This window comes from Lentzea sp. NPDC004789, from assembly GCF_053601075.1.
The window spans coordinates 314,154-324,968 of sequence record NZ_JBSGBE010000008.1; the positions used below are offsets into that span (position 1 = coordinate 314,154).

General features: G+C 73.0%; 6 protein-coding genes. 1 reads left to right on the top strand and 5 read right to left on the bottom strand.

Annotated elements, in window-relative coordinates:
- Positions 1 to 55: 55 nt before the first annotated feature.
- The 4 genes from ACWEIJ_RS21070 to ACWEIJ_RS21085 form a co-directional block, all read right to left on the bottom strand.
- Entirely contained in the window at positions 56 to 802 is a 747-nt protein-coding gene (locus ACWEIJ_RS21070) for an IclR family transcriptional regulator (RefSeq protein WP_449838936.1), read from the bottom strand.
- Between the two features lie 81 nt (positions 803 to 883).
- Positions 884 to 1,525 carry a PAS domain-containing protein gene (locus tag ACWEIJ_RS21075; protein WP_449838876.1) on the bottom strand — a complete coding sequence of 214 codons (642 nt, stop codon included), beginning with the start codon at positions 1,523 to 1,525 and terminating at the stop codon, positions 884 to 886.
- On the bottom strand, positions 1,522 to 4,140 hold the full coding sequence (locus tag ACWEIJ_RS21080; protein ID WP_449838877.1) for an AAA family ATPase: 2,619 nt from the start codon (positions 4,138 to 4,140) through the stop codon (positions 1,522 to 1,524). Before ACWEIJ_RS21080 ends, ACWEIJ_RS21075 begins: the two co-directional genes overlap by 4 nt.
- Before the next feature lie 270 nt (positions 4,141 to 4,410).
- A complete protein-coding gene (locus ACWEIJ_RS21085) occupies positions 4,411 to 6,879 on the bottom strand; it encodes a right-handed parallel beta-helix repeat-containing protein (protein WP_449838878.1) in 2,469 nt (822 codons plus the stop codon).
- 229 nt (positions 6,880 to 7,108) lie between these two features.
- On the opposite strand from ACWEIJ_RS21085, the gene ACWEIJ_RS21090 reads away from it, so the two are divergent.
- On the top strand, positions 7,109 to 9,865 hold the full coding sequence (locus ACWEIJ_RS21090) for a LuxR C-terminal-related transcriptional regulator (RefSeq protein WP_449838879.1): 2,757 nt from the start codon (positions 7,109 to 7,111) through the stop codon (positions 9,863 to 9,865).
- A 53-nt stretch (positions 9,866 to 9,918) separates the two neighbouring features.
- Here ACWEIJ_RS21090 and ACWEIJ_RS21095 read toward each other — a convergent pair whose 3' ends face one another.
- Entirely contained in the window at positions 9,919 to 10,698 is a 780-nt protein-coding gene (locus tag ACWEIJ_RS21095; RefSeq protein ID WP_449838880.1) for a type VII secretion system-associated protein, read from the bottom strand.
- Between the last annotated feature and the right edge of the window lie 117 nt (positions 10,699 to 10,815).

Consider the following 10,815-nt stretch of genomic DNA (forward strand, 5'->3'; position numbering starts at 1 on the left):
CAATCGAGACGAACGGCGTGGCGGATCGTGACGCGGTTTCGGCTTTCGGGCTCGGTTACAGGGCCGCGGAACGGGCGAGGCCGGTGGCGAGTGCGGTGAGGTCTTTCACGAGCCCGGTGCGCAATTGGTCGGTCATGCGCGCGGCGAGCAGGGTGGCGCTCACGGCCGTGGGGATCTCCGTGCCGGGCAGGGCCACGCTGACGCAGGCGACGCCCTCGGTGTTCTGCTCGTCGTCGATCGCGTAGCCGCGCTGCCGCGTCGCCTCGAGGTCGCGGCGCAGCTCGTCCATCGTGCGATGCGACCTGGGCGTGAGCACGGGCAGCCGGTCGACGCGGGAGAGCCGTTCCTCCAGCTCGTCGTCGGGCAGGGACGCGAGCATCGCCTTGCCCAGCCCCGTCACCACGGCGGGCATGCGGCGGCCGATGTCGCTGGCCAGCCGCACCGGCTGGCTGCCGTCGTGCCGGGCGAGGTAGACCACCTCCAGCCCGTCGAGCACGGCGAGCAGCATCGTCTCCTGCGCCCCGACCGGCAGCTCGTTCGCGGTGCGGCGGAACTCCTCGACGAGGTCGGTGCCCGCGAGGTACGCCTGGCCGAGCTCGACCACCTTGTAGCCGAGCGCCCACCTGCCGTCGACCCGCCGGATCATGTGCGTGCCTTCGAGGGCGGTGCAGAGGTTCGCCACCGTCGACTTCGCGAGGTCGAGCGCCCTGGCGAGTTCCGCGATGCCGAGCGGCCGGCGCTGCCGGGCGAGTTCTTCGACCAGCGCCACGGCCCGGGTCACGGCAGGCGACTTGCTCTCCACCGATCGCAAGGACCGCACGGTGTCCAAAACGACTCCCTCACCAACCGACAAAAAGAAACAGGGATGAATCTAGCTCATTCTTCATTCGGCGGGTGCAATTCGGTGCCGCAGGGCTCGCAACTTCGCGCGGCCGCGCACGCGCGGGGGCCACACGCGGGCGTCCAGCACCCCGGTCGAATACGCCCGTGCGACGAGTGCGGTCCGGTTGCCGGCACCGAACGCGCGCATGAGCACGTCGAGGTGACTGGACACCATGTCCCGCCCGCACGACAGCCGCTCGGCGATGCCCGCGAGCTCCCCGCCCTCGGCGAGGGCCTCCAGCAGCAGGACGCGGAACTCGTCGGCGGCCACCGGCTCGTCCGGCCAGGCCACGTACGTCGACACCCGCGCGGCGAGCACGCGCCGGTAGGCCAGCACGGTGACCTGGACCCGTTGCTCGGTGCCGCGCGAGGAGATCGTCGCGCCCTGCGTGAACCGGCCGCCGCCCGCGTCGACGAGCTGGTCGCACCGGAACCTGATCATCCGCTGCGACCTCGGGTGGAACAGCGCGGCGAACGGCTGCCCGACCACGTCGCGCGCCGTGCCCGCGAAGTAGCGGACGAACTCGTCGTTCGCCTCGCGGACGACCAGGTTCTCGTCGAGGAAGGCGACGTTCGGGCAGTTCACGTTGCCGCGCGGTTCGACGCCCGCGCTCGGGGAAAGGCTCGGGGAGGGTCCGGTCACGGCTGTGCGACGAGCCGCCCTTCCAGGCTCGCGGCCGCCAGGTCGAGCCGCGTGCGGCAGCCCGTCCTGGAGAACAGCCGGGTGAGGTAGTTCTCCACGGTCTTCTCGCTCATCCGGACCGCCGTGGCGATCTGGCGGTTGGTCCTGCCCTGCTTGACCAGCGCGATGATCCGGAGCTCGACGTCGGAGAAGTCGTCCCGCGCGGCCCGCGCGCGCGGCGGGGCCATGCCCAGCTCGCGCATCATCCGCCGGAGGTGGGCGTCCATCCAGCCCTCTCCCAGGCGCTTCGCGATGCTCAGCGCCTCCTGGTACCACGTGGCGGGGTCGTCGCCGACGTAGGCCGCGGTGGCGCACGCCCGCATCAGCTCCGCCTGGCTTTCGGCACCCCGCAACAACTCGACCGCCTCGGCGGCGGCGGCGCCGTCGCGTTCGGCCAGGGCGCGGACGATGCGTTCGGTCGCGTGCAGACCCGAGCCGCCGAACCGGGCGTGCCACCGCGCGGTCTCGGCGTGCACCCGAGCCGCCGCGCAGGTGTCGCCGATGGTCCACGCCAGGTAGCCCATCCGCGCCAGGAACCACCGCAGGCCCGCGGTGTTGTCCAGCTCGGCCTCGTCCCGGACGCGGTCGTACGCCGCCCAGCCGAGCTCGGCCGCCTCGTTCCAGCCGACGCTGCGGTAGAGGAGCCCGATCTCGGCCCACGCGCGCAGGGCGGGCAACGAGCAGTCCTGGTCGACCAGGTCCAGCCACCGCGCGGCGTTCTTGTGGTCCGTCGAGGACAGGACCTCGGCGGTGAGCAGACGGGCGGCGTCGTGGATCGCGACCCGCGGCGCCGCGTCCAGCTCCAGCCGCCGGGCGTGCGACGTGATCGACCGCCAGTTCCCGCCGAGGTAGTCGCGCAGCAACCGGGTGTAGATCGCGAGCGGACCGCTCGCGGGCTCGCCGTACTCGTCGCCGAGCACCAGCCGGAACATCGCCACCACGTCGTGGTTGTCGTCCGCGGCCCTGATCGCCTCGATCTCGGCCACGTCCACGACGGCGCACGGGTCGACCCGGAACTCGGCGAACGCGGCCGCGACGTCGCTCACCCGCATCGGCGTGCCGGCGAACCAGCGGGCCGCGAACGCCAGCGGGGCACGGGTCTCGGGGTAGCCGGCCAGCGTGCTGTGCACGGCGGCGGGCAGCGGCCGTCCGATGTGGACGGAGGCGAGCGCGGCGGCGGCCGCGAGCGCGTACCGGTCCCCGGCTCCCGCGGTCACCGCCCCCTCGACGACCTCCGCCAGGAGCTCGTGGTCCCCCACGCGCACCAACAGGTGAAGCACCGTCCACAGAAGACGCTCGTGCTCCGGGGAGCCGACCTGGCAGTGCCACAGCGCGGCCCGGTACCAGCGGGCGGCCGCCGCCGGGTCGGTGCGCAGCAGCCGGGTCGCCTCGCGGTCCAGCACCGGCACCAGCGGGGCGCAGGGGGCGAGCGCGGTACCGGCGTGGGCGACGTGCGCGGCGAGCACCGCGGGCCGGGCCGCTCCGCTGCACAGCAGCTGGGAGGCGAAGGTGACGAGCACGGTCGCCGCCCCGTCCGGCCCGAGCGTGCCGACGACGGCCTCCGCCAGCGCCGGGGAGGCCGCGGTCAGCACGCCGTCGCCGGCGCACCGGAGCACACCCGCCGCCACCAGCCGGTCGACCACGGCACCGCAGTCGGCCAGGTCGTGCCCGAAGGCCTCGGCGAACAGCGGCAGCTCGTCCACGCCGAACCACCCGGCCGCGCCGGCCAGCGCGACCAGCGGCACCGCCACGTCGCCGAACCCGGCGGTGTGGCGCACCAGGTCGTGATCGGCGGGCAGCGCGGTCACGACGCCGCGCTCGCGCAGGCACAGCTTGCCGAGCACGTCGGTGAGGCCGCCCTCGCGGCGCACCTGGCCGAGCAGGGCGAGCGCGGCCGCGGGGTTGCCCGCGAGCGATCCCAGCGCGTCGCGCAGCGCGGGTGCCACGGCGGCGTCCAGCCGTCCGCCGGCGGCGCGGTTGAGCAGCTCGCCGATCTCGTCGGCGGGCATCGGGCCGAGGTCGAGCACCTGGTCCGCGAGCCCGCTCACCGCGGCCGGTCCGGCGCCGGCGAGGTCCTCCCGGACGGTGGCGACGACGGTGCACCCGGCCCGCCGCGCGGCCGCGACGGCCAGGGCCGGCCGTGCCGCGAGGTGCACGTCGTCGACGAGGACGGCCAGCGGCCCCTCGGCGCGGACGTGCTCGAACAGCCGCACCAGATCGGTGAACAGCGCGATCCGCGACCGCGTCGACTCGTAGGCCTCGGGCCGGCAGGACCTGTTGATCGCGGCGAGCGCCTCGAGGACCTTCGGGCTGCCGAACTCGGCGAACGAGCCGCGGAAGAATTCCGTCACGACCTTCGCCCGGAAGTGGTCCCAGCGTTCTTCGCCGGCGGCGCACGGAAGCGCTATCACCCGGATTCCGCGTTCGCGGGCCGTCCGGGCGAATTCAGCTAGAAGAGTGGTTCTGCCGATCCCTCCGGGCCCGCGCAGCAAGAACAGTGCATCCGTGTCGGCGCATTCGCCCATCGCCGCGAGCTCCGCCGCGCGCCCCACCACAGCCTTGCGTTCGTTGGCCACGATCACCTCTCCTCGCCTGCGGGAGCCCGGTCCCGACGGGGACGCGTCAACCGCGACGACGTGACGCCACTCGTCCTCGGCCGAACGCCGAATGGTGGGCGGAATCACGCGCGGGCATTACCGATGGCCGCAAGGCTAAGCACGACAGTGACGAAATCGCCTGTGCACCGAAGGAGTTTCCGCAAACTTCGCAACCACCCGTCCGAGGAACTGTTCAGTGATTTCCGAAACCCTCTGAACAATTTCCGCGTTGGTTGCAGCTGTCAGGTGTCACACCATCGAGGCGTCGAAGTCCGCGGCCAGCAGCACGGTCATGTCGACGGCGGTCACCTCGGGCGACAGCGCGAGCCGGGTCGCCTGCCGGTCGGCCATCACCTCGAACACCTTGCGCGCGGTGCGGCCGTTGCCGAACGTGCCGTCCTTCGGGATGTGCTCGAAGTAGTCCTCGAGCACCTCGGCCGCGGACTCGTCGAGCCGGTAGTCGTGCCGCTTGCAGTGCGTCCGGACGATCGTGACCAGCTCGTCCGCGCTGTAGTTCTCGAACTCGATGGTGCGGCTGAACCGCGACTCCATGCCGGGGTTGGCGCGCAGGAACTCGGCCATCTCCTTCGAGTAGCCGGCGGCGATCACCACCACGTCCTCGCGGTGGTCCTCCATCAGCTTGAGCAGCGTGTCGATCGCTTCGCGGCCGAAGTCGGGACCGGTGCCACCGCCCTGCCCCGCAGCGAGCGTGTACGCCTCGTCGATGAACAGGACGCCGCCCAGCGCGGTGTTGAACACCTCGGTGGTCTTGATCGCGGTGCCGCCGATGATCTGCGCGACGAGGTCCGCGCGCGCGACCTCCACGAGGTGGCCGGAGCGCAGCACGCCGAGGTCGGCGAGCACTGCGCCGTAGAGCCGGGCGACCGTCGTCTTGCCGGTACCGGGAGCTCCCGCGAACACCAGGTGCCTCGCCATCGGCGGCGCCGAGAGCCCGGCCTCGACCCGGCGCTTGGCCATCAGGTTGAGGTTGACCAGCGAGTTGACCTCGCGCTTGACGCCTTCCAGGCCTACCAGCGCGTTGAGCTCGCTGATCGGGTCGTTGGCCACGCCGCGTTCCTGCTGTTGCGGTGGAGCGGGTGCCGCCTGCGCCGTCGTGGTCGGGGAGGTCGTGGCACCGCTCGCCGACATCGTTCCGTACGCGTCGCGCGTCGCGTTGCCCGTGCTGCGCAGGCCGAGCACCTGCAGTGCGGTGCTGCCCCTGGTCTGCCGCAGGCCGGAACCGAGGTTGTCGCGCACGAGGCAGTCGGCGATCCGGATGCTCAGCTCGCTCTGCACGCCGATGCCGTCGGCGCTGTTCGCGGTGAACTCGGACTCCTCCAGCGTGCCGGAGGAACCCACGCCGAACAGGAAACCGCTGCCCTTGCCGTCGCGCACCCGGCAGCGGACCGCGTTGATCTCACCGCCGGTGTCGACGAGCACGCCGTCGCCACCGGACTCGGCGATCTCGCAGCCGGTCAGGCTCAGCGTCGCCTCCCGCACGATCACCGCCGCGCCCGCGCTGCCGCGCACGCTCGCCCCGGTGATCGACGTGCGTGCCCCGGTGAGCACCGCGATGCCGTTGCGGCCGCACCGTTCGAGCTCGACGTTCTCGAACTTGCCGAGCGCGCCGTCCGCCGCCTCGATCGCCGCGCCGTCGCAGCCGACCACGTGCAGCCGGCGGAAGAACGGGTCGGCAGAGGTGCTCAGCCGCACTCCGGCGCCCGTGCAGGACGACACGGAGGCGCGGGTGATCTCGGTGGTGCCGCGGTCGGTCACCCCGATGCCGACGCCGACGACGTCGCGGGCCTCGCAGTCCTCCGCGGTGCCGGCGGCCTGGCCGGTGAACAGGTAGCCGTGGTCCCTGGTCCGGCGGACCTGGAACCGGCGCAGCACCGGCGCGCACGACTCGGCGGTGAACACGCCCTCCGCGCCCGCACCGGTCACGGAGCAGTCCTCCAGCAGGATGTTGCCGGAGGAGGCCAGGTAGAACCCGATGCCGGCGACGTCGCTCACCGCGAGACGGGTGGCCACCGCGCCCGCGTGCTGCTCGACCGCCACGGCCGGCTTGGCGGTGCCGGTGACGGTCGAGTCGGTCACCGTGATCCGGCCGTGCCCGTTGAGGCAGATGCCGTTGCCGCCCGCGTCCCGCACACCGCACGCGCGCATGACGAGCTCGCCGTGCTCGGCGATCACCACGCCCGACGTGCCGAGGTCGCGCAGCTGGCAGGAGTCCATCAGGTTGGCGCCGGAGGAGGTGACCACGACACCGGCACCGGCAGGGTTGCGGACCTCGCAGCCGCGCATCAGCACCGCGCCCTTACCGGTGGCGTAGACGGCGGACCAGGCGGAGGCGGTGATCACGCACTCGGTGAAGCTCAGCTGACCCGCGGCGACGAGCACGGCGGGCGAGTCGGTGTCGGCGGAGGAGACGGTCAGCCCGGTCAGCGCGGCGGAGCCCTCGTGCAGCAGCACGGCGGGCCCTTCCGCGGCGAGCAGCTCGACGGTGCCGGGACCGTCCTCCGCGGTGATGGTGACGGCCTTGGTCAGCACCAGGGACTCCTGGTAGCGGCCAGGGCTCACCAGGATCACGGAACCGTCCACAGCAGACGCCAGAGCGTCCGAAATGGACCGGTGCCCGCGAGCCGCCGAGGCGTTGACCGTGATCACGTCGTGGCCCAACTCGTCTTCCTCCCGTCTGCGCCGCGTCCGATCCTCCACGCCGCCACCGCGTTCAACCGCACATGTCCGCACTCGCGCAACAAATTCCGCGATCCACGGAGAGCACCCGCGCACGCTCGCATGGCGGCCGTCCACCGGTTGGCATAGTGTGGCGCCGCAGTGCGGGGACCGGTGCGGCCGGCAGCGGACCTCCCAGGCACTCCAGGGAGTTCCCTCACGGACCCCGGTCCTGTCACCGTCATCCGCGATCCCAACCGGTAGAGCGCCCGTGCAGCAAGATCGACTCACCCTCCCCGCCGACCGTCTCGCGGCGTTGCTCCCCGACGACCTCGGCTGTGCCACCGGTGCCCCGTTGACCGTGGTGTGCAGCCGGTCGGAAGCTGGTCTCGCGGCCGTGGTGGACGAGCTCCGCCGTCGTCACGACCAGCGGTTCAAGGTCGTCGACCTGTCGTTCAGCGAGTCCACCGCGGGCGGCGACCTGCTCACCGCCGGGACGCTGGCCGCGGCACGGGGAGGCCAGGACGTCCTGACGGGCTTCACGAACCTGCACCGCCTGCCCGCCGCGGCGGTGGGCACGCTGGAGGCGCTGGTGCGCCAGATCGCCGCCGCCGGGACGCCGTGCCTCGCCACCGCCGTCCTGCCGCTGCCACCGCACGCGAGACCCGCGTTCGCCGCGGCGTTCGCGCGCCTGCGCCGCGACGGCCTGGTCCGCGTGGTGACGTTGCGGCCGGTACCGCGCGGTGAGTTGCCGGACCTGGTGGTGTCGATGACCGGCGCCCTCCCGGAGACCTCGCTGTGCGACCGGCTGTGGGCGACGACGCGGGGCTGGCCGAGCGCCGTCGGCACCGCGCTGCGGATCGGCGCGGACAGCGGCGCGATCACCGTCGTCGACCGCCACTCCTACCTCTCGGCCTGGCCGGCGCGGATCCAGCCCGCCGGATTCGACGACCTGCTCGCCGACGTGCGCGGCCTCGGGCTGCCGTTGTGGAGCGCGGCCAAGGCCGTCGCCGTGCTGGCCCCGCTCGGCCCCGCGGTCCCCCGGCTGGTGGGTCACGCGCTCGGCGTGCCGGAACACGAGGCCGTCGCCCTGCTGCGCGCCCTCGCCGACGCGGCGGTGCTGCGGCCCGTCCGGACGCAGGCGGTGTGGCGGTTCCGGCTGCCACTGCTGCAGCTCGCGCTGCGCTACTCACTCGGTCCCTACGAGCGCCGCCGAATCGCCCAGATCGCGGTGACCGCGCTGTGGCAGGGCGCCGCGGAGTGCGCCGACCCGGCGTTCCTCGCCGACCAGCTCGTCGACGCGGGCAACCTGGTCGACGCCGCCCGCGCCCGCGCCGAGCTGCTGGCCCGCGCCCGGCACGCGAACCCGGACGACCCCGACCGGCCGTTGCGATGGCTGCGCGCTGCGGCCGACCTGGCGACTGGGTCCGAGCGCGCCCGCATCCTGCTCGCCCACGCCCGTGCCTGTCTGACGCATGGTGCCGCCCATCGCGCACTCAGCTCGACGGACACCGTGCTGCACGAACACCTCGACGACCTGCCGGACGACCAGCTCTTCGACGTCTGCCTGAGCCACCTCGCCGCCCTCGGTGCCGCGGGCGAGCTCGACACGCTGAGCCGGGTCGCCGAGGGCACGTGGTGGCCGTGGCCCGGCACCGAGGTCCAGCGCGCGGTCGGCCGGGCCGCCGCGCTGTCGTGGCTGGGCGACTGGCGCTCGGCCCAGCGGGTGCTGGCCGAGGTGCGCGAGCACGCGGACGCCCACCTCGTCGCGCGGCACCTGGACGACCTGGAACCGGTCACGCGGTTGTGGCTGGGCGACCCGGCGGCCTTCTACGCCGAGGTCGCAGCGCTGCCCGCACGGGTGGCCGCCGGAGACCAGTTGCCCGACCAGTTCGACTGCGACGCCGAAGCGCCGCCCCGGCACCACCCGGAACCCGCGGCCCGACCGCTCCCCGACCAGCCCCGCCACGACACCGAAGCGCCACCCACGCACCACCCGGAACCCGCCACCCAGCAGCTCCCCGACCTCCTCCGGCGCGACGTGGAGGTGCTGGTGGCGCTCGGCGAGCTGCACCGCGCCGAACCGCTGCTCGCCCTCACCGGCCAGGTGCCGGTCCGGCTCGCCACCGCGTGCCGGGCGACGCTGGCCGCGGCCGCCGGACGAGCCGACGAGGCGCTGGAGCTGGTGCGCAAGAGCGTGGCCACGGAACCACGCACCGGCTGCGACCCCGGCCAGGCCGTCATGTTCCACGTCGCCGCGACCTTGTTGCTGCGCAAGGGAAAGCTCGTACGCGCGCTGGAAATGGTGGCCACGGCCCGCGAACGCGGTCCCGCGCTCCCCCACCTGCTCGCCGCGGCCGAGGCCGCGCACCACGTCCTGTTCGGACGGCACGCGGACGCCGTCACGGTGCTCAAGCAGGCACTGGACCGCGCCGAGACGACCGGTGTGGTCGCGCTGACGGACCTGCTGTGGACGGCGCTGGCGGACATCGCCGTCAGCCGGGAAGACCAGTCGCCGTTGCCGTGTCACCTGGATCGCGTCGCCTCGGTGGCGAGGCGGATGCACACCGAGCAGGCCGAGATCAGCAGGCTCGTCCTGCACGCGACCGTGCACGACGACCGCGGCGCGGTGGGCGAGGCCGTCAAGCTGCTGCGCGGCCGGCCACCGCTGGAACTGGCCGAAGGGCTGGAACGGCTCGTGCGGTACGGGGTCGGGGCGCCGGAACTGCTGTCGGAGGCCTACGAGGCGGCGGGCGTCATCGATGCGTTGCTGCACCGGTCGGTGCTGCGCAACCTGATGCGCACGCACGGCATTCCGGTGCCGGGGCGGCAGGCGACGGTGGCCGAGAACGAGCGGTTGCTGGCGGTGCTGGTGACCGACGGTCTCGGCAACAAGCAGATCGCCACGTTGCTCGACACGAGCGAGAAGAGCGTCGAGGGCAGGCTGTCGCGGCTGTTCTCCCGCACCGGCTACCGCTCACGGGTCGAGCTGGCCGCCGCCATGCTGACCGGCCGCTTCACGGTCTGACGCGAAAGGGCTCTTTCCTCGGCGCACGAGGAAAGAGCCCTTCGTCGACGACGTCAGCCCGTGACGGACTCGGACTTGGTCTTCTTGGCCGCGCGGGCCTTCGGTGCGTCCGCCTCGGTGGCCGGACGGCTCTCGCCGGCTTCCGCCTCGGGCGCGCCCGTCTCGGTCTTCGGGGCGTCGGACTTGGGGGCCTCGACGAGGGCCTGGCGGAGCGCGGCGGCGATCAGGCGCATCGACGCGGGCGCGCCCGCGTTGAGGAGCACGTCGACGCCCTCCTCCGGCAGCAGGCCGACGAGCTGGTCCAGGCTGACCTCGGCCCAGGCCGCGATGTTGTCGAGCTCCTTGATCTCCGCGATGCGCCGGCTGTGCGCGGGGGCCGTGGCGACCACGACGCACGGCACCTCGTCCGGCGACATCACCACGACCGGGGTGTTCTCCTCGGTCACGGCGAGCCCGAAGACGCTGCCCTCGGTCATGATCGACAGCAGCTCGCCCGGTTCGGCCTCACCGCGCGTGACCATCTGCAGCGTCGCGTCCACCGGGTCGGTCGGCGAGTCGGGGCGGGTCGGCGCGTAGTCCGGGTTGGCGTGGAAGCGGCTCGTGGTGCCGTCCTGCTCGACGAACCACCCGCCGACGACGACCTCCAGCGGCGGACGGGGGCGCTCTTCGCCCTCGGCGGGCTCCGGTTGCTCTGCCTGCCAGGCGGGGTCGATCAGGAACACCCACTGGTCACCCTCGAACCGGGCTTCGGTCTGCTCGGTCGTCGTGGCGGTCTCCGCCATCACAGCCTCCCGGCCGATGTGCTCGTCGTGTTGCTTCTCGTGCGTGTCCATTCAAGGAACCCGTCGGAGCCGGTGGCGCGTCCTGGTGCCCCAGGCGGCAACCTCCGGGGGAATCACTCACGGAAGTTCTGCCCGCGCCCGTGCGGAGGTGAACACCCACTGTAGTCC